The sequence below is a fragment of the Brevundimonas sp. SORGH_AS_0993 genome (genome assembly GCF_030818545.1).
GTDB lineage: Bacteria > Pseudomonadota > Alphaproteobacteria > Caulobacterales > Caulobacteraceae > Brevundimonas.
On record NZ_JAUTAH010000001.1, the window covers coordinates 2,413,920 to 2,438,257 of the forward strand.

Annotated in this window: 16 protein-coding genes and 1 pseudogene; 7 read left to right on the plus strand and 10 right to left on the minus strand. The window is 66.5% G+C overall.

Annotated features, from left to right (window positions below):
* Positions 1-37 precede the first annotated feature (37 nt).
* Together QE389_RS11975 and QE389_RS11980 are read right to left on the minus strand one after the other, a co-directional pair.
* Complete coding sequence (locus tag QE389_RS11975) at positions 38-1,303, minus strand: MFS transporter (RefSeq protein ID WP_307367580.1); 1,266 nt, start codon at positions 1,301-1,303, stop codon at positions 38-40.
* Complete coding sequence (locus tag QE389_RS11980; RefSeq protein WP_307367582.1) at positions 1,300-2,325, minus strand: mandelate racemase/muconate lactonizing enzyme family protein; 1,026 nt, start codon at positions 2,323-2,325, stop codon at positions 1,300-1,302. The genes QE389_RS11975 and QE389_RS11980 overlap by 4 nt, the downstream gene beginning before the upstream one ends.
* A 387-nt stretch (positions 2,326-2,712) precedes the next feature.
* Here QE389_RS11980 and QE389_RS11985 point away from each other — a divergent pair, with 387 nt between their 5' ends.
* From QE389_RS11985 to xylA, 3 genes are read left to right on the plus strand one after another with little or no spacing between them, the layout of a single operon-like run.
* Positions 2,713-5,511: a TonB-dependent receptor gene (locus QE389_RS11985; protein ID WP_307367583.1), complete on the plus strand. Its 2,799-nt coding sequence runs from the start codon at positions 2,713-2,715 to the stop codon at positions 5,509-5,511.
* Between the two features lie 16 nt (positions 5,512-5,527).
* Positions 5,528-6,970: a xylulokinase gene (gene xylB, locus QE389_RS11990; protein WP_307367585.1), complete on the plus strand. Its 1,443-nt coding sequence runs from the start codon at positions 5,528-5,530 to the stop codon at positions 6,968-6,970.
* A 17-nt stretch (positions 6,971-6,987) separates the two neighbouring features.
* Positions 6,988-8,301 carry a xylose isomerase gene (gene xylA, locus QE389_RS11995; protein ID WP_307367587.1) on the plus strand — a complete coding sequence of 438 codons (1,314 nt, stop codon included), beginning with the start codon at positions 6,988-6,990 and terminating at the stop codon, positions 8,299-8,301.
* Between the two features lie 314 nt (positions 8,302-8,615).
* Here the strand turns inward: xylA and QE389_RS12000 are convergent, their stop codons facing one another.
* From QE389_RS12000 to QE389_RS12020, 5 genes are all read right to left on the minus strand, one after another.
* Complete coding sequence (locus tag QE389_RS12000) at positions 8,616-8,756, minus strand: hypothetical protein (RefSeq protein ID WP_307367589.1); 141 nt, start codon at positions 8,754-8,756, stop codon at positions 8,616-8,618.
* Between the two features lie 332 nt (positions 8,757-9,088).
* Positions 9,089-9,487 carry a nuclear transport factor 2 family protein gene (locus QE389_RS12005; RefSeq protein ID WP_307367591.1) on the minus strand — a complete coding sequence of 133 codons (399 nt, stop codon included), beginning with the start codon at positions 9,485-9,487 and terminating at the stop codon, positions 9,089-9,091.
* Positions 9,488-9,560: 73 nt separating this feature from the next.
* Positions 9,561-10,961, minus strand: a complete 1,401-nt coding sequence (locus tag QE389_RS12010; protein ID WP_307367593.1) for a sensor histidine kinase KdpD — start codon at positions 10,959-10,961, stop codon at positions 9,561-9,563.
* The gene (locus tag QE389_RS12015) at positions 10,954-11,601 is read right to left on the minus strand and encodes a response regulator transcription factor (RefSeq protein WP_307367595.1); all 648 of its coding nucleotides are present in this window, start codon (positions 11,599-11,601) and stop codon (positions 10,954-10,956) included. The genes QE389_RS12010 and QE389_RS12015 overlap by 8 nt, the downstream gene beginning before the upstream one ends.
* 480 nt (positions 11,602-12,081) lie before the next feature.
* On the minus strand, positions 12,082-12,324 hold the full coding sequence (locus QE389_RS12020; RefSeq protein ID WP_307369127.1) for a hypothetical protein: 243 nt from the start codon (positions 12,322-12,324) through the stop codon (positions 12,082-12,084).
* 55 nt (positions 12,325-12,379) lie between these two features.
* Between QE389_RS12020 and QE389_RS12025 the strand changes: the two genes are divergently transcribed.
* Positions 12,380-18,514, plus strand: coding sequence for a putative Ig domain-containing protein (locus QE389_RS12025; RefSeq protein WP_373458313.1), 6,135 nt, complete (start codon positions 12,380-12,382; stop codon positions 18,512-18,514).
* A 432-nt stretch (positions 18,515-18,946) separates the two neighbouring features.
* Here the strand turns inward: QE389_RS12025 and QE389_RS12030 are convergent.
* Positions 18,947-19,703: pseudogene (locus QE389_RS12030) on the minus strand (IS5 family transposase).
* Here QE389_RS12030 and QE389_RS12035 point away from each other — a divergent pair.
* The 3 genes from QE389_RS12035 to trbB all read left to right on the plus strand — a co-directional run bounded on the left by QE389_RS12035 (position 19,702) and on the right by trbB (position 22,566).
* Entirely contained in the window at positions 19,702-20,904 is a 1,203-nt protein-coding gene (locus QE389_RS12035) for a type IV secretory system conjugative DNA transfer family protein (protein ID WP_307367597.1), read from the plus strand. The pseudogene QE389_RS12030 and the gene QE389_RS12035 sit on opposite strands and share 2 nt — an antisense overlap.
* Positions 20,905-21,149: 245 nt before the next feature.
* Positions 21,150-21,599, plus strand: a complete 450-nt coding sequence (locus QE389_RS12040) for a hypothetical protein (protein ID WP_307367599.1) — start codon at positions 21,150-21,152, stop codon at positions 21,597-21,599.
* Between the two features lies 1 nt (position 21,600).
* Complete coding sequence (gene trbB, locus QE389_RS12045) at positions 21,601-22,566, plus strand: P-type conjugative transfer ATPase TrbB (protein WP_373458350.1); 966 nt, start codon at positions 21,601-21,603, stop codon at positions 22,564-22,566.
* A 55-nt stretch (positions 22,567-22,621) separates the two neighbouring features.
* Here trbB and QE389_RS12050 read toward each other — a convergent pair whose 3' ends face one another.
* Both QE389_RS12050 and QE389_RS12055 read right to left on the minus strand, forming a co-directional pair.
* Positions 22,622-23,923: a type II toxin-antitoxin system HipA family toxin gene (locus QE389_RS12050; RefSeq protein ID WP_307367603.1), complete on the minus strand. Its 1,302-nt coding sequence runs from the start codon at positions 23,921-23,923 to the stop codon at positions 22,622-22,624.
* Positions 23,923-24,135 carry a helix-turn-helix domain-containing protein gene (locus tag QE389_RS12055; protein WP_307367604.1) on the minus strand — a complete coding sequence of 71 codons (213 nt, stop codon included), beginning with the start codon at positions 24,133-24,135 and terminating at the stop codon, positions 23,923-23,925. The genes QE389_RS12050 and QE389_RS12055 overlap by 1 nt, the downstream gene beginning before the upstream one ends.
* Positions 24,136-24,338: the final 203 nt, after the last annotated feature.

A 24,338-nucleotide genomic window follows, 5' to 3' on the forward strand; every position in this document is an offset into this window, starting at 1 on the left:
AACCGCAAAACCTCATCAGAGAAGGCTGAACCGATGCTCATCGCACCGACCGGATCGGCAGCACGAGACACGCGCCGGCCAGCACGAACGCCCCCGCGATGACGAACAGCAGCGGATAATCGTTGCCGGTCGCGCCCAACAGCGTCGCGGCGAGCACCGGGCTGATGATCTGCGGAACATTGACCGCAGTAGTCAGGATGCCGAGATCCTTGCCGGTGTCGTCGTCGCCTTCGCTGGCCGGCAGCACCTGCGTCATCAAGGCCAGATCGACCGACATGAAGGCGCCGTAACCCAGTCCGATCAGCACGGCATAGGCGAACATGCCGTGGATGTTGGGCTGCACCAACGGGGCGAGAACCGCCAGCCCCATGATGATCCCGGCGACGAAGACCAGCGGCTTGCGGCGCTGCCAGCGATCCGACAGCCATCCGGAGGCGACGCCCGAGATGACCAGCGCCACGAACGTCACCGACGACAAGCGCGCGATGGTGGCGTTCGCGTCGCTCTGGCTGAACCCGATGTGGTCCTGAAGGATGTAGAGCAGATAGGTGACGATCGCCTGATAGCCCATGTAGATCGTGAACCGGCCAAGGAAGGCCCAGGCGAAATCGGGATGCTTGCGCGGGTCGATCCAGAAGGAGCGCAGGAAGGCGCCGAGGTGGAACGACGAGGCCGGCGGCAGCGCCTTGCGCGGTTCCGGGTTCAGCGCCACGAAGAACAGGCAGGCGAGGATGATCGCGCCGCCCAAAAGACCGTAGGCGAGCCGCAGATCATGGGCGAGCAGCCCGCCGTAGATGGCGCCGGCGGAAATCCCGGCCGTCATCGCCGCGCCGACCACGCCCGACACGAAGCCGCGCTCCTCCGCCACAAACCGGTCGGCGATGATGGTGGTGATCGCCGGCTGCATGGAATTGAGGCTGATCGTCGCCACGACCCACAGGGCCGTCACCGCGACGATGCCCGATCCGTAAGGAACCAGGATGATGGCGCAGCCGCCGATCACGGCGCCGATGACGATCCACGGCGTGCGCCGACCGAACCGACTCCGCGTCCGGTCCGAGAAGGCGCCGGCCAAGGGTGTCGCCAGCGTGCTGAAGACGGAGGTGATGGCGAACACCACGCCGAGCGTCTTGGCCTTGGTGTCGGGCGAGATATCCTGGATCTGGTTAGGCAGAAGCACGCCCAGAACGGCGGCGTAGAGGGTCAGCAGAACGAAGAAGACGACGCCCAACGACACGATCAGCCGCCAGTCGCGCCGGCCGGCCGCTGTCTTTTGCGGCGCGAGTGATTTGAGCCCGCTCATGCCGCCACCGCCTCGGACAGGCGGCGGCAGTCCTCCTGCGCCGTCCGGCTCAACCGCAGTCCGTGTCCCGGCGCGTCGCTGCCGAAGATCATGCCGTCGCGGATCGGGAACGTCTCCTCCACCAGATGGTCGAAGTTCTGGAAACTGTATTCCAGCCATCGCACGCCCGGCAGCGCCAGCGCCATGTTGACGCCGATCTCCAGGAAGCTGTTGCCCAAAGTCACCTCGATATTGTGCTCGCTGGCGAGCCAGCCCGCGCGCATGACGTCGCCGATCTGCGCGTGGACGTTCAGCATGTCGCATGCCTGCTGTTCGAGCAGTCGCCGCTTGCCCGACAGGTCGAGATATTCGCCGGCGTTGACCCGGGTGATGCCCGTCTGCCGGATCAGCTTCAGCCCGGCGACATCGTCGCGGGTGACGGGATCCTCGACCCAGTAGATGCGGTGCCCCGCGCGCTCGAATGTCTGCAGCGCGTCGATCGCCTGTCCGACGGTCCACGCCTCGTTGGGATCGACCATCACCGGGCGATCCTGGCCCACCGCCTTGCGCAACAGGTTCAATCGGTGAACGTCGCGATCGAGGTCGGGATGGCCGACCTTGATCTTGAAGCCGCGATAGCCGGCTTCCGCAGCGTTGCCGAACAGTTCGACAAAGGCGTGATCCGACAGGTGGAAGTCCAGCCCGCTCGCATAGACGGGGACGCTGGAGCGTTCGGCGCCCAGCATCCGCCACAGCGGCAGGCCCTGCTGCTGGGCGAACAGATCCCAGACCGCCTGCTGGATGGCCTCCTCGAACGGCAGCGACATGCGGCGCACATTGCCGCCGCGCGATCTCCGCACCGCGAGCGCGAGCGCCGCCGGCTCCTGACCGTCGAGGGCGGGCCATGCCTGTTCGAGGAAGATCCGCTCGATCTCCCGCTCGTCGGGAAGCACGTTGAACAAGGACTGCGCGAAGCCGAGGCCGACATGTCCCGCCGAGTCGATCAGCTCGATCGCGGCCACATGGATTTCGGTCGTATGCACCTGCGAGTCGCCGACCGGCCGATCGCGAGGATAATGAAAACGGGCGATCCGATATGCCGTTATCCTCATTATAATCCATCCCACTTGTTATCTGATATTTCAGATTTGTATTTCAGAGAACTGTTCCGGCTGCAAGTCGATAAATTGGCATTGAATTCGCCCATTTCGCCTATTTTCAAGGCGTCGCCCGGGGCCGGAACGGGCCGCCCTTGGTTTGATAATGATTTGATTAGGCGGAATTGTCTTTAGAATTCAAAGAGACAAGAGCGTTGATATATCAAAAGAGGCAAAGTCACGACTTTTTTGCTTGCATGAAATATCGCGTGGCGGCATCACCGCAGCCAGCGGCGGCGAGAAGACCGATCGCAAAAACAGCGGAGGGAATGAATGAAGACCACCAGGATCATGTGCCTGTGCACCGTGGGTGCGATATCTCTCATGCAGGCGTCGATGGCCTGCGCGCAGGCTGACGCCGCGACGACTACGCCGCCGCCCGCCTCGCCGAGCACCGATGCCACACAGGCCGTCAATGTCGGGGATATCGTCGTCACCGGCTACCGCGCCTCTGCGGCGCGCGCGGTGTCGGTCAAGCGCGAGGCCGCGTCCGTCGTCGAGGCCGTCACCAGCCAGGATCTGGGCCGCTTCAGCGACGTCAACATCGCCGATGTCTTGCAGCGCGTGCCGGGCGTTCAAATTGAACGCAACGACAGCGGCACCGCGGGCGATCGCGCATCCATTCGCGGCCTCGGCCCGGGCTACACGCAAGTCACGATCAACGGCCGCGTTCCGCTGACCGGCGGCAACGAGGGCATCAACTCCCTGCGCCAGGTCAATCTCGACGTGCTGCCGACCGAGGTCATCTCGGGCATGCTGGTGTACAAGACGCCGACCGCCGACCTGGTCGAAAGCGGCATCGCCGGCGAGATCGACGTCCAGACGCTGAAGCCGCTCGACTATCGCGCTCCCGGCGGCGGCGCGTCGTTCGGCAGCCTGACCGTCCGCGCCGACTATGACGACCAGACGGAGAACTTCATCCCGCGGATCAGCGGCGTCATTGGCGCCAAGTTGCTGGACGAAACGCTGGGCGTCTATCTCGCCGGCCTATGGTCTCGCGGCGACACCTCCAGTTCGGAACTGTTCTCGCGCTTCGCCACGCGCGACCTGTCGTTCGACGACAACGCCGACGGCCGCGTCGACCGCGTGGAGCGCGGCGTGCTGGTGCCGTCGCGCATTACGGCCTCGAAAAACGACGGCGAGATCAACCGTCTGGCGTTCAGCAGCGGCCTTCAGTTCAAGCCGAACGACCGGTGGGAAATCAACGTCGAGGGCACCTATTCCAAGTATCTGAACCAGCAGTATCGCCCCACCAACGATCTCCAGTTCAACAGCGCCAACAGCGTCTATGACGGCGTTGCCCTCCCCGGCGGCTACACGGTCCGCGACGGGCGGCTTCTTGCGCTGGATACGTCGAAGCTGGTGTACGCCGGCGGCGTCGGTCCGGGCGTCACGCTGGATCCGCAGCCGCTGAAGCTGTTCAACGACCAGTATGCGACCATCCTCGGCGGCAACGTCAAATATACCGGCGACCGCATCCGTGCGAGCGTCGACTATGGCTACTCCGAAGGCCGCTACGACCAGGATCTGCGGCTGTTCTTCGGCGGCACCAGCGCGCCGAACCGCAACGTCCAGTATGACGGTGTTCCGATGGTGCCGACGATCACGGGCCTGACCAATGTCGTCACCCCTCCGGGCGGCGTCTTCAACGGTTTCTTCGGACGTAAATACTTCAACCGTTCGCATGCCCATGCGCTTCGCGGCGACGTCGCCTACGATCTGACGCCGGATGTCGTGCTGAAGGGCGGCGTGCGATACCAGGACACGACCATCCGGTTGCGCAGCACCTCGCTGTTCGTGCCGGCTCCGGATGCGTCCACCGGCTTCACCACCGCCATTTCGCAGCAGATGCCCAGTGTCGTCTTCAACGGCCAGGGCGCCGATTTCCTGTCGCGCTTCAACTTCGGAGTTCCGATCCCGTTCCTCGATTATCAGGCGGCGGCCAATCTGGTGCCTGCGCTGCGTGATGCGGCGATCGACAAGGAAGACGCATCCTTCGCCGTCACCGCGCATGAAAAGACGACCGCATTGTATGTGCAGGCCGACGGAAACGGCGCGTGGGGCAGCATGCCGGTCAAGGGCAACGTGGGTGTCCGGGCGGTTTACACCGATCTGACCTCGCAGTCGGCGCAGAGCACGACGGTCCTCAACGGACTGAACGCGACGCTTAGCCAGACGCTGACGCCGACCAGCGACACGAATCGCTACTGGGAATTCCTTCCTTCCGCCAACCTCGACCTCAATCCCAGAGAACCGCTGCATGTCCGCCTGGGCGTGTCTCGCGTCATGTCGCGTCCGGAATACGAGGACACGGCGCCGCGCAACGCAGTCAGCTATTACGATCCCAACGATCCGCGCGTCGATCCCAGCCAGCGCGGCTCCGCGACGCTCGGCAATACGAAGCTGAAGCCGCTGACGGCGTGGCAGTTCGATCTGACGCTGGAGTATTACACCAGCGGCGGCGGTGCGCTGTACCTCGGGGGCTTCCACAAGAAGGTCGACGACTTCATCCTGCGCACGGTGACGCTCAACACCACCATTCCGGCTCAGGGTGCGACCCGTCTGGACGTGACCCAGCCGGTCAACGCATCGGATGGCCGGGTCTATGGCGCCGAAGTGGGGTTGAACCAGCCGTTCAGCTTCCTGCCGGCGCCTTGGGACGGGTTCGGCATGGAGGCGAACTACACCTTTATCGACTCGAAGATCACCGTCGACAACGCAGCCTCGACCACCTCCTACGGCTTCCCGGGGGCGTCGAAGCACAACGCCAATGCGGTCGCCTATTACGAGAAGGGACCGTTCGCGGCCCGCGTCGCCTACGCCTATCGGTCGAGCTACTTCCAGGCGCTCGGCGGGGGCAACGATCGCGCCGCGCAGCCGACCTTCACCAAGGGATATGGCCAGCTCAACGCCAGCCTCTCCTATCGTCCGGTCGAAAATCTGGAGCTCAGCATCACGGGCACCAATCTCACCCGTGCGGATCGTCGCGATTACATCGTCGATCCGGACATGTTCCGCTCGTTCATCCAGCGTAGCCGGACGATCGCTTTCGCCGTCCGCGGCTTCTTCTGATCGATCTGATCCTGGCATGTTCCTCGGCATCGATATCGGGACGTCTGGCGTCAAGGCCATCGTCATGGATCCATCCGGGACTGTGCTGGGGGAGGGCGTGGGGGCGCTGACGGTTCAGCGCCCCCGGGCGTTCTGGTCCGAACAGGACCCGGACGCCTGGTGGCGCGCCACCCATGAGGCGGTGCTGGCGATCGACCCGGCGCTGCGGCGGGGTGTCCGCGGCATCGGCCTCGCCGGGCAGATGCACGGCGCCACCCTGCTGGGGGCGGACGACCGTCCGCTGCGTCCGGCCATCCTGTGGAACGACGGGCGCAGCGGGCCGCAATGCGCGGCGCTGGAAGCCCTGGCGCCGGATCTTGCGACGATCACCGGCAACCGGGCGATGCCGGGTTTCACCGCGCCGAAGCTGCTGTGGGTTCGTGACCATGAACCCGACATCTTCTCCGCCGTGCGGACCGTGCTGCTGCCGAAAGACTATGTCCGGCTGAGAATGACCGGCGAAAAGGCGTCCGATCTTTCCGACAGCGCGGGGACGTTGTGGCTGGACGTCGCCCGCCGGCGCTGGAGCGAGACGATCCTCGACGCCTGCGGATTGAACGAAGGCCACATGCCGCGTCTGTTCGAGGGAACGGGCGCGTCCGGGCGTCTGCGGGCCGAGGTCGCGAGCGCCTGGGGTCTGGAGTCCGTCGTGGTCGCGGCGGGGGGCGGCGACAACGCCGCCGGCGCGGTAGGCGTCGGTGTCGTGGGCGACGGCGATGCGTTGCTGTCGCTCGGCACCTCGGGCGTCATCTTCGTCGCCACCGATACGCTACGCGCCAATCCCTCGCGCGGCGTTCACGCCTTCTGTCACGCCTTGCCCGATCTGTGGCACCAGATGTCGGTCCACTTGTCCGCGGCGTCCTGCATCGATTGGGTCGCACGCATCACCGGCGCGAGCGACGCGGCCGAGTTGTTCGCGCGCGCGGAAGCGGCCGGGCCGTGTTGCGGTCCGGAAATCTTTCTTCCCTATCTGTCCGGCGAGCGCACGCCGCACAACGATCCTTCGGTGCGCGGCGCGTTTCTCGGGCTCGATCACGACACGGACGCCGGACGGTTGGCGCAGGCGGTGCTGGAAGGCGTCGCCTTCGCCCTGGCCGACGGACTGAAGGCCCTGACCGAGACGGGGACCCGGATCGAAGCGTTGCGGGTGATCGGCGGCGGCGCGCGATCTCTTTATTGGGGGCGGATCATCGCCGCCACGCTGGAGACGCCGCTCACCTATCTGCACGGCGGGGAGGTCGGTCCGGCCCTGGGCGCCGCGCGATTGGCGCAACTCGCCGTCGACGGGGGGGATCCGGCCGCGATCTGCACGGCGCCCCCTGTGCGTCACGTCATTGAACCGGACGCCGCACTGGTCCGCCGGTTGTCCGACAAGAAGCAGCAGTTCCAAAGCGCCTACGCGCCCGTTTCACAGTATTAGAAAGGCCTCTGACCGTCATGACCACGACCTACTTCGGTGACGTTTCCCCCATCGTGTACAAGGGGCCGGAGAGCGACGACGACCTGGCCTATCGCTGGTACGACAAGGATCGCGTCGTCCTTGGCAAGACCATGGCCGAACATCTGCGTTTCGCGGTCTGCATGTGGCACAACTTCTGCTGGACGGGCAGCGACGTGTTCGGCGCGGGAACCTTCCGTCGCCCCTGGGCGGCGAGCGGCGACGCCGTCGAGGCGGCCGCGGCGAAGCGGCAGGCGGCCTTCGACTTCGTCCGCAAGCTCGACGTTCCCTATTACTGCTTTCACGACGTCGATGTTTCCGCGCCATTCGGGACGGTGGCCGAACACGCCCGCCATTTCGGCGAGGCGGTCGACCATCTGGAAGCGTTGCAGGCCGAGAGCGGCGTCAAGCTGCTTTGGGGCACGGCCAACCTCTTCTCCGACCCGCGATACGCCGCCGGGGCGGCGACCAATCCCGATCCGGAAGTCTTCGCCTGGGGGGCGATGCAGGTCCGCGCCGCGCTGGAGGCGACCCACCGGCTGGGCGGCGCGAACTATGTGCTGTGGGGCGGTCGCGAGGGCTATGAGACCCTGACCAACACCGACATGAAGCGCGAACTGGACAATCTCGGGCGCTTCCTGAGCCTGGTCGTCGACCACAAGCACCGGATCGGCTTCTCCGGCACGATCCTGATCGAGCCGAAGCCGTTCGAGCCGACGAAGCACCAATATGACTTCGACACCGCGACGGTGTACGGCTTCCTCAAGCGCTACGGCCTGGAAAACGAGGTTCGCGTCAACATCGAGGCGAACCACGCGACCCTGGCCAGCCACAGCTTCGAACACGAGATCGCCACCGCCGGGGCGCTGGGCGTCTTCGGCTCGATCGACGCCAACCGCGGCGATTATCAGAACGGCTGGGACACCGACCAATTCCCCAATTCGGTCGAGGAGATGACCCGCGCGATGCTCGAAATCCTCCGCGCGGGCGGCTTCTCCACCGGCGGGTTCAACTTCGACGCCAAGGTGCGCCGTCAGTCGGTCGATGCGGTCGACATGTTCCACGGCCACATCGGCGGGATCGACACCGTCGCCAGGGCGCTGCTGAACGCCGCCGCGATCATCGAGGACGGCCGCATCGATGCGTTCAAACGCGAACGCTACGCCGACTGGGACGGCGAACTCGGCCGCGCGATCCACAGCGACGCGGCCAGCCTGGCCACGATCGCCGACCTGGCGATCGCCCGCGACCTGTCTCCGCAGCCGCGCTCCGGGCGGCAGGAATGGCTGGAGAACCTTCTGAACAGGGTGTGAGATCGACAGGCGCGGGGGAGGCGTCAAACCCGCTCAATAACGACGTTCCGAAAACGACCCGGCGAATGATCGCGCGCCGGACGCGCCCCTTTGGAAGACGGAAGCCGACTATGCGGCCTGGGCAGACCTGCGAGGCTTGGGCTTGAGGACCGTCCAGGCCAGAAGGGCCGCTATGGCGATAAAGGCGCCGTTCATGGCCCAGGCGGCAGGGTCTGCATAGCGGCGCCATAGCGGACGAGATGCGTCAACACGACCAGGCCCAGGGCGCCTGCGGACGCTAGACGCAGGCCCCGCGACAGCCGCGCCGGCTGGACTCAGACGGAAAGGCCCAGGGTCGCGCCCGTGACCAGTCCCCACACAAGCAGAGGTGAGGCCGGAAGAAGCGCTGTGGCGGGCGCGGAGGTCAAGGCCAGGACGACCAGGGCCGAGGCGGCCAAGGCCACCGGCAGGGCCACGCCGGTCAGGCCCCCGACGAAGCCGCCCCAGGCCCGGCGCAGCAGCCGCGCCCCGCCGGATCCCCCCGGCGATGAGGGGGACGGACGCCGTGATCGCCTCGGGGCTCACCAGCGCGCCTGAAGCATCAGCCCCACGATCCTCGGGTCGCCCAGGACGGCCTGGTTTGTCTGGGTGCGGTCGTCGCTCAGATAATGCGCGTCGAAGAGGTTCTTGCCGTAGATGCAAGCGCCCCAAGGGCCGGTCTCGTAGCCGATCTTTCCATTGACCCGTGCGGGCCGGAGGCGCGATTTGGTCGCTCCGACCCGCCCGCTGGGCCTTCAGGGGCGTCGCCTCATTCCAGCGCTTTCATGACCACTGCGGTGTCGGTGTACTGGACAAACCGAACCAGCTTGCCGTCGAGCAGGGTCCACACATGTGCAAACGGTGCGCGAAACGCCTTGCCGGTCTTGAGGTAGCGGCCGCTGTAATGGCCGAGAGCGACGACCCTGTCGCCTTGCGCGACATAGGCGTCGGGTTCCGCCCGATAGCCCTCCCACTCGGTGGCGAGCCGGGCGAACACCCCTTGCACGATTGCGTCGGGGCCTGAGTAGAGGCCGGCGTAGGGATAGCCTTCCGCCTCCGTCCATTGGATGTCCGGGGCCATGTCGGCGAGAACCGCTTCGAGATCCCCCGTGGCGAAGCCGGCGTACAGACGTTGCACGACCGCGGTGTTTCTCTGTGTGTCTGGCATGGGAGTGTCCTTGTGTTGGTCCGCGCGCCGTTGATCGGGGCGACGGAGGTGGTGGATCGGAATCTTCGAAGTTTCAGTCTGGTCGAAGGCGGCGGTGTGGAACGGGGCGGGGTTGTTCGGGCGGGACAGGCGGCGACCCCTCAGAGGGCGGATGCGGTGCGAAGCGGATTTCGAACCGGGCTCCCGATAGGGGAGCGGGCGCATAGCGGACCTCGGCGCCTATACGCTCACAGAGGGTGCGGACGATGAACAGGCCCAGCCCCGCCCCCCCCGGATTTCGCTCGCTTGCGGATGGGGCGCGCCAGAATTTGCGGAAGATGTGGGGGCGGTCCTGCTCACGCACCCCCGGCCCCTGATCCTCGACCGCGAGGACGGTGCGGCCGTGCTCGTCCTGGCAGGACACGACGATCCTGTCGCCGGGGGATGACGCCTGAATCGCGTTGGTCAGCAGATTGTCGAGGATCTGGGCCAGAGCGCCCGGCTCACCCAACGCCAGGATGGGGGAAGCGTCCGCCCGCAAGGACAGCTCGACCTCGGCGCCCTTCGCCAGAGGACCGACCCGCGCCAAGGCTTCGCAGGCCTGTTCGTGCAGATCGATCACCGCCAGGGATCTGGCGCCTCGGTCCGCCTGATGATCGTCCAGAAGACGGCCGATCAAGCTCAGCATGGCCTCCACGCTACGGCGGGATTCCGTCATCACCTGCAGGAGGAGCGCCGCGTCGTCCGGCGACCGGTCGGTCGCCAGCGTCATAAGGTTGCGCAGCCCAAGCAAGGGGCTGCGCAGATCATGAGCGGTGATGGCCATCAGGTCGTCCAGTTCCCGGTCGCGCGCTATCAGACGCTGGTTCTGTCGCCAGATCACAGCCCTCTGGTCGTGGTCCCGGCGGCGCGCACTGTAGATCAGCAGGCCCGAAGCGGTCGCCACGGCGGTGCAGATCAGCGCCGTCAGCACCGCCACCGCCTTCTCCCAGGGGACAACCGGCATTCGCAGCACGACGAAGACGTAACCGACCAGGCCGACGCCCAGGATCGTCATCAGGGTTCTGGGGGGGAAGACGAAGACGAGGGCGACAGCCAGCACGATCAAAGGATAGCCGTTGGTGAGCCGGCCATCGTGGGCGATCACCGACACCGCCGCCTGCGCCAGACCCAGGCTGAAGATCGCAAGCAGAACCGGAAGCGCGCGCCGCAGCCTGGCCCCACGGCCGTGGCGAACCTGTGCGGCCGCCAAGCCGAAGCCCAGAAGGACGGGAAGGGAACCGACCGCCAGCCAGCTGTCGACGGTCATCACGCTGGTCAGGCCCAGATAGATCTGGATGCCGCTGTTCGCGAGGCTGACGATGACGGCGAGGTCGATCCGGCGGAGGTTGATCTGGACCGCCGCGCTTTCGAAGGGTTCGGACGCCTCCGGGTCGGCCTCGAAGTCCCAGCGATGACGCAGCCGTGACGCCAACCCCTGATCGGTCTCAGCCATCCGTGTTCTCCGGAAGGCGGGCCGCGGCGAGGCGCTCCAGCGACCGCACGCTGTCGAGACCGAGCTTGATCTTGAGCCGCTCGCGATAAGTGCCGATGGTCTTGACGCTGAGGGAGAGTTCGCGCGCCAGCGACTGGAGGTCGAGGCCCCGCCCCATCAGGGTCAGGACCTGTTGTTCCCGGGGCGACAGATCGTCGATCGCCGGCCTTGTCGCCGCCTCGTCGGAGACACGCCAGGGAGCCGGCACGCCTGGACGCAGATAGACGAGGCCGGCCAGGACGGCGACGATGGCGCGCTCGACGGTCTCCAGCCCCTCTGTTTTCGACACATAGGCGCGGGCGCCGGACCGCAGGGCCTCACGCGCATGCACCGTCTCCTCCTGGCTGGAGTACACCACGATCCGCGTTCCCGGCGAGGCGGCGACGACGTCCTCGATCAGGTGATGGCCGTCCCGACCGCCCATCACCAGATCCGTGACCATGACGTGCGGCCGCAACTCTTCCGCCAGACGCCGGGCGTCGTCCGCGTTCGAGGCTTCGCCGCAGACGCAGTAGCGCGGATGATCCCTCAGCAATAGCTGGAGGCCGAACAGCACGACGGGGTGGTCGTCCACGATCAAGACGCGGGCCGGCTTGTGCATCGGTTCTCCCCGACTTCGGAGACATGCTCTTAGCGCGTCGCACGCGGCCGCTGTAGGTCAATGACCTACAACAGCAGGAGACGACCGATGTACTTGCCTGCCGGATCGGGGGGAGCGGATCGGGGGCAGTCGGATGTCGAACAGGTTGAACCGCGCCTCCGAGGCGGCGCCGAGACGCAATGCGCGCCCACCCCGGACGGCCATAGGGACGCTGTCCTCAGCGCTCGGGCGGGCGCTGGCGAGGACCGCCGCTCCGTCAGCGCGTGCGCTGTCGTGCGTCATCCTCGCTCTCGCGGCGGTCGCTGTTCCATCCGGGGTTCTAGCGCAGTCGGGTGCGTGCCAGGCGGTTTCCGGATTCTCGGGACCCTTCGTCGTCGACGCGGCAGGCAATGAAACGACCAAGGTCAAATACCCTACGGACCAGCGGTTCGCCCAGGGAGAGACCATTACCTATGCCTGGTCCGGAAACACCCGGGGCGCCTATGTCTCCGTTAAGTACTCCCAGACCAATTCAAGTTCTGAGCAAGGCGTCACGGACTCGACGGCGGAAAGGGGCAGTGGATCGATCACGGTCGACTGGACACGGAACTCTCCTCCCTCGACTGACACCTTCATCGCCAGCCTGGCAAGCGGGCCCGGTCGCACGAAGGGACCTTCGTCGTCCTGGAACAGCCATGTCGAGTTTACGCTGAGCTGTTCGCCGCCGCCGGTCACGATTTCCATCAACGACTTCGCTCAATCGGAAGGCAATAGCGGCACGACTGCCTTCTTCCCCACCGTGTCCCTGTCCCGAGCGAGCGACACCCCGATCTCGGTCGATTTCACCACGGCGGACGGGACCGCGACCGTCGCCGACGGCGATTATGCAGCGACGAGCGGCACCCTGACTTTTTTGCCCGGAGACAGGTTCAAGCAAATCGCTGTGTTCATCAACGGCGACCTTCGGGCGGAGGCCGATGAGACCTTTTTCGTCAATCTGAGCGGCGCGACCAACGCCACGATCGCCAGGGGGCAAGGAACCCTGACGATCCGGAACGACGACATCGCGCCGACTGTTACGCAGATCACACCCCCCCAGGGGCCCACCGCAGGGGGGACCAGCATCGCGATCCGGGGGATGGGTTTTTCCAATGTTTCGGGCCCGTCGGGAGTAAGGTTCGGTTCGGCGCAGGCCACGGGATACGTGGTGAACAGCAACACAGAAATCGTGGCGGTGGCGCCCGCACTGCCGGCGGGCGTGGTCGATGTGACCGTGACGAACGCCGCCGGCGTCAGCGCGACGTCAGCCGCGAGCACATATACCTACGTCGCTGCGCCAACCGTGACCGCGATCTCACCGACAGCAGGGCCGCGTAACGGCGGAACGATCGTGACGCTCGCGGGGACCGGCTTCGCGTCCGCCGCAGGGACGGGGACCGTAAGGTTTGGAACGGCCGTCGCAGCCTATACCGTGGACAGCGATACCCAGATCACGGCGACGGCTCCGTCCGGTACGGGCGTTGTGGATGTCACTGTTACGACTCCTGGCGGGACCAGCGCGACCTCGTCGGCGGATCGGTTCACCTATGTCGCGCGCCCGACCGTCACGTCGGTCTCGCCAGCTCAGGGAACGACCGCCGGCGGTCAATCGATTACGATCGGCGGCTGGGGACTCACAGGCGCGACTGTCGTCGGCATAGGCGCCGGAGCCGCCACGGGCGTCACCATCGTCAACGACACCCAGATCACAGCGACGACGCCGGCGGGCGCAGCGGGTTCCGGCGATGTCCGGGTCACGACGCCAGGGGGCATGGCCACACTTAGCCGGGGCTACACCTACATCACGCCGCCCACGGCCACTGGCCAGACCGTGACGACGGCCTATCAGACGGCGCGGACCATCACGCTCCAGGGAACGGACGCCGCCAGCTACGCCTATACGCAGCCGACAGGCGGTGCGGGCAGCGTCTCGGGGACCGGGCCCAACGTCACCTTCACACCGGCGTCCGGTTACAGCGGCACGACCAGCTTCACCTTCACCACGACAAACGGAACCGGGCCCGGCGCGCTGCAATCGGCGCCGGCGACCGTCACCGTCACCGTCACCCCGGCCGCGCCGACTGTGCTGGCCCAGCCCTCAAGCCAGTTGGTGACGGCGGGCGCGAAGGCGACCTTCGCCGCTCAAGCATCGGGGGCGTCGACCGTTCAATGGCAGGAATCGTTCGATGGCGGCGCCAGCTGGGCCGACATCGCCGGCGCGACCTCGACTGTCTATACGTCGCCTGCGACGACGATGGGTGACGACGGCAAGCGGTTCCGCGCCGTGTTCAGCAATGCAGGCGGGACCACAGCCAGCAACGTGGCGACGCTGACCGTCGCCGCGCCGACCATCACCATCACCATCGCCCCGACCACCTTGTCGAGCGCCAAGGTCGGCGTCTCCTACAGCCAGACGATCATCGCCAGCGGCGGCACGGCTGACTACCGCTTCGCTTTGACGGACGGCGCCTTGCCGGCTGGTCTGAACTTGTCTTCCACAGGCGTACTCAGCGGCACGCCGACGTCCGGCGGAAACTTCACCTTCACCGTGAAAGCGACCGATGGTTCGTCGGCGGCTGGCGGTCCCTTTTCCGGCAGCCGCGCCTATTCGCTGACGGTCGTCGACGCGACGATCGCAGTTGGGCCGGCATCCTTGCCTACGGGCGACGTGGGCGCGGCCTACAGTCAGACCTTGACGGCCAGCGGCGGCACGACGCCTTACCGTTACACCGTGACCGGCGCCTTGCCACCCGGCATCACGCTGGCGTCCAACGGCGTGCTGTCGGGGACGCCCACGGCGCGCGGCAGTTTCAACTTCACGATCACCGCAACGGACAGTTCGACGGGAGCGGGTCCCTACAACGGCTCGCAGGCCTATTCCCTCAAGGTCAATGCGCCTCCGCTGACGCTATCTCCCCTCAGTCTGCCCGACGGACAGGCCGGGGCCGCTTACGGACAGACATTGAATTCCACGGGCGGCGTGACCCCGTACCTCTATACGATCTCGGAGGGCGCGCTTCCCGCCGGCCTGACCCTCAATGCTACGACCGGCGCGATCAGCGGAACGCCGACGGCCCAGGGCGCCTTCCACTTCGCCGCGAAGGTGACGGACAACGCTGCTGTCTCGATCAGTCGGGCCTATTCGATCGTCATCGCGGCGCCGACGATCGTCATTACGCCGACCACCCTGCCGGCCGGCGCGCCTGGCGTCGCCTACAGCCAGACCTTCAGCGCGACCGGCGGAACATCGCCCTATGCCTATGCGGTCAGCGCGGGCGCCCTGCCGGCGGGCCTGTCCCTGTCGTCCGCCGGCGCGCTTTCCGGCACGCCCACGGCATCGGGGGCTTTCAACTTTACCGTAACTGCGACGGATGCGACGACCGGGGCTTTGGCCCCTTATGCCGGCGCTCGGGCCTATACGCTCTTCATCAGCGCCCCGACCGTCACGATCAGCACCGCCGTCCTTCCCGCAGCGAAGGTTTCCGTCGCCTATGGTCAGACCCTGACGGCCAGCGGCGGCGTGGGGCCCTATAGGTTCGGCGTAACGGCGGGGACGTTGCCGGCCGGCGTCAGCCTGTCTTCGGCTGGAATGCTTAGCGGTTCGCCGACGCAAGGCGGCAATTTCGATTTCACCGTCACGGCGATGGATTCGTCGGGAGGGACTGGGCCGTTCAGCGCCAGTCGGGCCCTGACCCTGACGGTCGATGCCCCCACCATCGCCCTGACGCCCAACGGCTTGCCGAACGCCAGCGTGGGAGCCGCCTATAGCCAAAGCGTCACCGCCACAGGCGGCGTCGCGCCCTACAGCTATGCCGTTACGGCGGGCGCCCTGCCGGCCGGCGTGACCTTGGCGACGAACGGCGTGCTCTCCGGGACCCCGACGGCGGGAGGAAGTTTCAGCGTCACAATCACCGCGACCGACAACTCGACCGGAAGCGGCGCGCCGTTCAGCGCCAGTCGCGCCTATGCGCTGATGGTCGGGGCGGCGAAGATCACGGTCATGCCGACCACATTGGCGGGCGGTCAGGTGGGAACACCCTTCAGTCAGCAGCTTTCGGCGTCCGGCGGGACAGGTCCCTACGCCTTCGTGATCTCGGCAGGCGTTCTGCCGGCCGGTATCAGCCTGTCGTCCGCCGGCGTGATCAGCGGCACGCCGGGGCAGGGCGGTCTCTTCAACTTCAGCATCACGGCGACCGATTCATCGGGTGGCTCGGGTCCGTTTTCAGCGATCCAGGCCTATGCCTGGAGCATCGCCGCGCCGAACCCGCCGGTCGTGGGCGATGTCTCGGCGTCGGTCGGCTACGGCTCGACCAACAACCCGATCATGGCCAATCTCTCAGGCGGAACGGTCGACAGCGTCGCCGTGGCCGCCGGTCCGGCCCATGGCGTCGTGTCGGTCAGCGGGAAGGGCTTTCTCTACACGCCCGCCGCGGGCTACTTCGGCGCCGACAGCTTCACCTATACGGCGAGCAACGGCGACGGCGCCTCGGCGCCAGCCACGGCCAACATAGCGGTGGGCGCTCCGCCGGCGCCGGTCACGGCTGATCGGTCGGGCGTGACCGTGCCTTTCGCGAGTTCCGGCGTCGCGATCGATCTGTCTGGATCGATAAGCGGGGTCTACGATCAGGTCGAAGTGGCGGCCGCGCCCGCCCATGGCACGGTCAACTTCGCCGCCGCTGTGGCGACCTACCGACCGGCTGCGGACTATTTCGGCCCCGACAGCTTCAGCTTCACGGCCACCGGCCCCGGAGGAACCTCCTCGACCTCCACCGTTTCGCTGACGGTCGCCACGCCGCCTGCGCCCGCCATCACGCCTGCGCCTGCCGTCGTCGTTCCGTCTGCCAGCGGCGGGGGATCCGCCACGATTTCAGTCGATCTGAGCGCATGGACCCAGGGCGTGATCGATGGCTATCGCATCACGGCGAACGCTCGCTTCGGCTCCTCCGCGATCACCGCGTCCGTCGCTACGACCACGTCCCAATCGGTTGGGGCGCAGGCGGCCGGACCTCAGACTGCGTCGACCTTCCAACTGGCTTACACGCCCGACGCCAACTTCATCGGGACCGAAACGGTGACGGTCGTGGCCTTCGGTCCCGGCGGGGACTCCGCGCCGGCGACCTTCACCTTCCTGGTGGCGGGCAAGGCGCCGGACCTTTCGGGCAGCATCGCTTCCAGCGGAACCCTGACCGTGTCGCCCACCGCGACCCTGATCGGCGGTCCGTTCCAGGCGTTGCAGATCACCCGCCAGCCGGCTTTCGGCACGGCGACGGTCCAGGGGTTGAACATCGTGTTCACGCCGGGTGTCGCCAACGGCGGAACAACCTCGCTGGACTATGTCATCGACCTGCCGTTCGGGTCTTCGGCGGCGGGTCGGCTCGACCTGACGGTCGGTCAGATTCCCGCGTCCCAGGCGCTGGTCGCCGATACCATCCAAGGCCGTCCGGTCACGGTCCGCATCAGCAATGCGGCCGGCGACCCCTTCACTGGCGCGGCGGCGGTTTCGATCTCACCGACCGCAGCCGGTTCGGCGGCGATCGTCGGAACGGGGGGAACCTACGATCTGACGTTCACGCCGCAAGGGACGTTCTCGGGGCAGGCGGTCGTCGGCTTCACCCTGACCAACGTCAACGGAACCTCGATGGGAACCCTGACGGTGACGGTCGCTGCACGCCCGGACCCTTCGTTGGATCCGGACGTCCGAGGCATGGCGGCGGGCCAGATCACCGCTGCGCGCCGGTTCTCCAGCGCCCAGGTCGATAATTTTCGGCGCCGTCTGGAAAGCCTGCGGGACGGCTCGAACGATTCGCGCAACGGTCTGAGCCTGAACGTCGGCGGTCTCGGCGGACGGGAAGACCGCGATCCCCGCGTCGCTCTGCGGCGCCAGCTGGGTCAGGATCGACGGCTGGATCCCGGGGGCCTGGGCGATGATCGCGACCGCGACATGCTGGGATTGGATTTCGGGTCCAACCGCGCCCGGCCCGCCGAGCAGACGCTGAACCAGGCCGGCCAGCCGAACGCGCCCCCGACCGGGCAGCGGGCGACCGAAGACAGTCGATCGGTAGGGGTCTGGACCTCGGGTTCGGTCGATTGGGGCCGTCAGGATGCTCAGGGTCTGCGCGACAGCCGGTTCGCCACGCAGGGGGTGACGGCAGGCGTCGACTTTCGCCTGGATGATCATCTGATCGTGGGCGGCGGTCTGGGTTACGGCGAGGACAAGACGCGGATCGGCGACAACGGCTCGACCTCCAATGGCAAGGCCGTGACCGGCGCCCTCTACGCCAGTTGGCGACCTGCCGACGGCTGGTTCGTCGATGGCGTGATGGGTATGTCCAGCCTCGACATCGACAGCCGCCGCTGGGTCGTGGGCCTGCTGGGCCAGGCGAATGGCTATGCCGACGGTGAACGCTCGGGCGTGGTGCGCTTCGCCTCGGCTTCCATCGGGCGGACCGTGCGCCGTCAGGGTCTTTCAGCCGACCTCTATGTCCGCATGGAAGGCCGCGACATCGCGCTGGACGGCTTCACAGAAACCAGCGGCGGCCTGTCGGCCCTGACCTGGGATGCGCTGGATCAGAGCGGCTTGTCGGTCAATCTGGGCGCGTCATGGCGGTGGACCCTCGAAAGCCGCCGGTTCGGCGTCCTGCGACCCACCGCGCGTATGGAGTGGTCGCACGAACTGGAGGACGTCGAGACCCAGGGCGTCCGCTATGCCGACTGGGCGGCCAGCCCGGTTTATCTTGTCCCGATGGACGGCTGGTCGCGGAACGCTCTGAACCTTGACCTCGGCGCGGAATGGTCGCTGACCGACCGGCTGATGCTGAACCTGGGCTATCGCGGCATGCTGGGCGACGCCAGCTCCAGCCATGGCGGCTTGATCGGGCTCAAATATGGGTGGTGACGGTCTTCTGAGCCGCCGCCATGCGGCGGCCACAAGCCTGGTTGTCAGCGTAAATGCGAGTAATTTACCTTCCCTCGGCGTTGGCCCGATAGAGGTGAGATCTGGGGCCGGGTCCTGTCTCGGCTGACCGAGCGGTTCCGGGGGGATCGCTTTCGACTGCCGGGTTCGGTCAGGCTGATCGGCCTGTCGCAGCCTATGATTCAGCGTTCTTTGTCGAACAGTTGAAGGCGGAGTGACGACTGGGACGGACGGACGATGTGCGGAAGGTGGCCGTCCCTCCAGGCGTCCTGCGACGCCTGGAGGTGACGATGGTGGAGCTCGTCAGGTGCGACGCGTTTCAGCGAAGCGTCCCGTCGGTGGTGAACGTCCCCGATCAAGGTCCATGCACCGACCCCGAGGGTGGTCGGTGGGCGCGGCCCCTAGGGTCCGGACTCATTTGGTCCATAGGGTGATGGCGGCGACGAGGCAGAGCCCGGCGAGATAGTTTCTGGCGGTCTTGTCGTATCGGGTGGCGACGGCGCGGAAGTCCTTGAGGCGGCAGAAGGCGCGTTCGACGTCGTTGCGGAGCTTGTAGGCGGCGGGGTCGAAGGGGTGTCGGTTCACGCGGTTGATCGTGTTGGGGATCACCGGGGTCGTGCCGCGTTCGCTGAGCAGGCGGCGCAGGGCGTCGCGGTCTAGGCGCGGTCGGCCAACAGGCTCTGGCTGGGTCGGGCGGCGAGGATCAGGTCGGGGGCCGCGACGATGTCGGACGCCTGGCCGGGCGAGAGCTGGAGCACACGGGGCCGCCCGGCCTCATCCACCAGCAGATGGACCTTGGTGGTGCGGCCGCCGCGCGAACGGCCTATGGCCTGGAACGCGCCCCCCCTTTTGCGCCCGCCGCCGAGCGGTGCGCCTTGACCGAGGTCGAGTCGATCATCGCCACGACCGGCGGATCGGCCTCTGCGTTCAGCGCCGTCAGGATCCGCTGCCACAGGCCCCGCTTGCTCCAGCGGTTATAGCGATTGAACACCGTTGTGTACGGCCCATAGACATCCGGAAGCGCCCGCCAGGGACAGCCCTCGCGCAGCCGATGCACGATCCCCGAGATCACCCGACGATCATCCACCCGGCGCTTGCCCGTGTAGACCTTGGGCATGTGCGGCTCGATCACCGCCCACTGGGCGTCCGAGAGCCAAAAGTGATCCGCCATGTCAAAGCCTCCTCAGAAGCTTGAATCACAGCAGATCAATCAACTCAATTGGGTACGGACCCTAGTTCACGACCCCAAAAAGGAACTGTGGCGGGTCACAGGGGGATGGCGGGGCCGGTTTTCCCATGCCCTGTATTTCGATCCCCGGGACCCGGCCTCGGCGTGCTGGAATCCCCTGGCGGAAATCCGGCCGGGACCGGGGGAGCTGGCTCAGTTCCAGAGACTGGTGGCGATCCTCTCCGATCCCGGTGGCGCACGCGACGATGAGGCGATCTGGGACAAGGCGGCGTCCGAGATCCTAGAAGCCGCCATCCTGCATGTCCTCTACACAGCCGAAGACGCCGACAAGACCCTGGTGACGGTGCGCGAGCTGTTGGCTGATCTGAACGATGCGGCCGAGGTCATGAGCCGCACCCTGCATCGTCCGGGACCGGACGGTGAGCCCGAGCCCCATCCGTTCATCCTCACCGCCGTGAAAGGCTATGCGGCGATGCATGACCGGTTCCGGACCTCGGTCCAGGGCACCGCGCGCTCCTATCTCAAATGGCTTGCGGGCGACGATGTCGAGCGGGCGCTATCGGTGTCGGACTTCAGCCTTGGCGATCTGATATGTGCGAAGTCGCCGATGTCGCTCTACGTCCAGGTCGCGCCGGCGGACGCCGCCGCACTGCGGCCTCTGGTGCGCCTGTTCTTCTATGCCGCCGCCCAGGCGCTCACGGTTCACGAAAGCGAGGATGCCGCCGGCCGCTCCAAACAGCATCGATTGCTGATGCTGATGGACGAGTTTCCTCTGCTCGGGCGGGTCAGCTTCTTCGAGAAATCGCTGCGGCTCCTGAGTGGCTATGGGGTCAAGGTGATGTTCGTGGCCCAGTCATTGAACGACATCGTGGAGACCTACGGGGTCAACAACACCATCCTCGACAACTGCGCCGTCTTCACCTCTTTTTCGGCGCTCGATCCCCTGACCCAGGACAAGGTCTCCAAACTCACGGGGACGGTGGCGGAAGCGCGCAGGAGCCGAGTTCTCCGGCCGGTCTGGCCGGTGGGGCGCAGCACGGTGTCGCGCTCCGAGATCGAACGGCCTCTGATGGAGCCGGGTGAGATCCGCGCCCTCCCGGATGACCAGCAACTGGTCTTCGACGGGCCGGCGGCCCCTGAAGACCGCCAAGCTTCTCTACGACAAGGTTCGGCCGTTTCGTGATCGCGCCGATGAGGCTCCGCACGATCAGGCGTCGGGTGTCGATGCGCCAGGGCGGTCCCCGCATCCCTGGGCGGGCCGCCGCAGCCTGGGTGAGGATGCACAGGCCGGCCTTCCTCTCTTCAAGGAGGTGGCTGCCGCCATGGACGACAAGAAGACGGTGGCCCGCGTCGCTGAGGCCTACAGCCGCGTGGCCGAGGCGATGGCGGCCGAGAAGGCGGCCCTGGATCACCTGCAAGGACTCCCCCATGACTAGACGCGCCGCTCCGACCTGCCGGGTTCAGGTCTATCTCAACGATCCGAAGGTGGTGACCGGTCTGAACCGGGAGGCCCGGGCCGGACGGATGCCGCTGAGCCAGGCGGCCGGACGCGCCATCGCGCGCGGTCTGCAGAAGAGCTCTCATGCCGACCCGGACGATCGGCTTCTTTTGCTGGAGCAGTCCCTGAAGGGGCATATGCGGTCCTCGGCGAGAGACCTGCAGATCGTTCAGGAACTCCTCATCGAAGTCGCGCGCGCCTTCTTCCTGCGCCTTCCCGACGCCATCGTGGATCAGGATCCGACCGTCCAGGCGGCTGTCGATCGCCGGATCGAGACCCTCCTGGATGCGACGGCGGCGCGTATCGTTGCGGGACGAGGCCACAGGGATCCGGAAGAGACGGTCGCGGAGGAGCCCCGGTCCTTTGGCGCGGCGGTCTGAGATGAGCGCCCATCCCATCGTCGCGGAGCGGAAACTTCAGGCGCTGCGCCATGCGCTCGGCGACACCATTCTGTCGGCGCTCGTGGCGACCGATGTCGTTGAGATCTTGGCCAATCCGGATGGCCGTATCATCCTGGACCGGATTGGATCCGGGCGAGAGGACACCGGCGAGGTGCTCGCGAGCGATGCGCGTGAACGGGTCATACGTCTTGTCGCGGACTACGTCGGAGAACCCGTGGTCCGCGAAGACCCACGCCTCGCAGGCGTTCTTCCCGGTAGCGGCGAGCGGTTTCAGGGCCTCGTGCCGCCCGTCGCTCTCGCGCCGGCCTTTTCCATCCGCAAACGTCCCGCCTCTGTCTGGAGACTGGAAGACTATGTGCGCGACGGCGTGATGACCGAGGACCAGGCCTCCGGCCTGAAGGCCGCCGTGGTCGCGCGACGCAATATCCTGATCTCGGGCGGTACGGGGTCCGGCAAGACGACGCTCGCCAATGCCCTGTTGGCCGAACCCGCCTTTGCAGGGGATCGGGTGTTCATGATCGAGGACACGCCGGAGCTACAGTGTTCCGCCTGGGATACGGTGTCGGTGCTGACGCGGCGTTCGCCCCGACCGATCGGCGTGGCGGATCTGGTCCGGGACGCCCTGCGGATGCGGCCCGACCGGATCGTCGTCGGCGAAATGCGCGACGGCGCCGCGGCGCTGGAAACCCTCAAGAGCTGGAATACCGGTCATCCCGGCGGGCTGTCGACGATCCATGCGAACTCGGCCGGGGACGCTCTGCGGCGGATCGAGGATCTGGTTTCGGAGGTCGCCGCCGTCGTCCCGACGCGGGCCATCGGACAGGCCGTGGACGTCATCGTCCAGATCCGTAGAACTTCTAGCGGCCGAGAGGTCGAGGCCATCCTCGCCGTGGAGGGATTTGAAGACGGCGACTATAAGGTGTCGGCCATCGGGCGCGGCGATTAGCCGATCTAATCGCCGCAGAACATGCGGTGATCAGGCCCGCATATAGTCTTGTCGGCTAGAGTGATGACGGGAAGGCCTCGCCCCGGTTGGCGGGACCCTCATCCTCTTCGGCGTCGTCGTCTCGCCGGGCATTGCGGCCGACGAGCGCCGCCCTTGCGAGGATGTCTTGCGCCAGCCCTTCCAGATGCGCGCCCGGACCGGCGGGCATGGCGCGGACCGCTTCGACAGCCCCTTCAAGTTCGCGCTGGATCCGGTCGGTCAGGGCGACCACCCTGCGCACTGTCGCCGCAGGCGCCAGTGCGCAGGCTTCAGCCATCCGCCGCCAGTGCCGCGCCTGGATGTGGCGGCCCCGGACCTGGCCGCCCACGGCCTGGGCGTGGTTTTGCGTAATGCCGTCCCAGGACAGGCCTGACATCAGATCATAGAGGGGCGCCAGTCGCGGCGCGTCCGACGACAGAAGGATCGAATAGTTCTTGGCGTGGGAATCGACGTTGCCGACGGCGATGTTGAAGATCACGGCGTCCAGAAGCCGGGTGATGTCCACCGCAGTCATATGGTCTCTGACCAGGGTGAACATGGCAGCGAGCGACACGCCCGGAACACCGACCTGGCTGCGTTCGTATTTGGCGCCAGGCGGCAGTCCGAGAGCCTGGCAGAAATCTTCCTGATGCAGGCGAACGGTCTGTCCGTCTTGGCGCTGCCGATCATAGCGCTCGACGAGGAGATAGCTCCGCTGGCCGGCCCGACCGGTGGTGACCGGGGCGACTTGCAGGCGGCAACGATCGGCCAGCACCATGCAGAGCGCCTCACTCTGGACGCTGCCGGGAAGGCGCGGATTGTCCGGCTTGAGGATGTGGGTCGAGGGCGCGCCGTTCATCGGCACGGCGAGGGCGTCGCTGATGCGCGCCACGGGGAGCTTGTCCTGGGCGCCGGCCAGACTCATGGTCACGCCCTCCTCGCCGGCGAGGAAGGGTTTGCGCGGCAGGTCGGTGATGATCCGCTCCAGATCGGCCTCGCTCTCGATCCGACGATAGTCACCCGGGGCGACGCGCGGTCCGCCGACACGCAGGGCGCCCGCCAGATCCCCCCCGGTCGCCGAGATCAGGCCGAGGATGTCCTCCTGGGCGACGCCGAGCGCGCGCTGCATGGCGCGCATGGGCTCGCCTTCGGGCAGGAGGTTCATGACCCAGGGCATCGCGACCTCGGGCGGCCAGTCGGCGCGGTCGAGCGGCATGGAGAGCGAGGCCGGAAAGGCGTTCGCCGCCTCGCGCCAGGTATCCTGATAGGTCAAGGTCAGGCCTTGAGGCGTGGCGTCGATCTCGGCGATCGGGGTCTCGGCGTAATACAGCGTGGGCATCAGGCGCGCTTCGCCGTGTTTTCGAGCCGCAACCCGACGGCCTTGGCGGCAGCGAGCGCCTTGCCCAGCTGCGCCGTGGCCTTGCCGCCTTCCAGATCCACGATGAAACGCTCTCCTGTTCCGATCGCCAGGGCGAGATCGCGTTGGGTCAGCCTGAGCGCCTTGCGGGCTTCGGCGATTTGCAGGCCGAGATCGTGAGCGGTGGTGATCATGTGTTCTTCCCGATCGGTAAGATAGTTCGGGAATGTCGTGTATTCAAGGCATATCTTCCCGATCGGTAAGATCGGGTGTCTGTCCTGCACGATACTTTGAAAACATCCCGATCGGTAAGATTTCTGGCGGGTTCGCCCGGTCGACGTTCCGCTTTCCGGAGTGCAATCCGGAAGCGGGAGGGTGGCGATGGACCTGCAAAAGG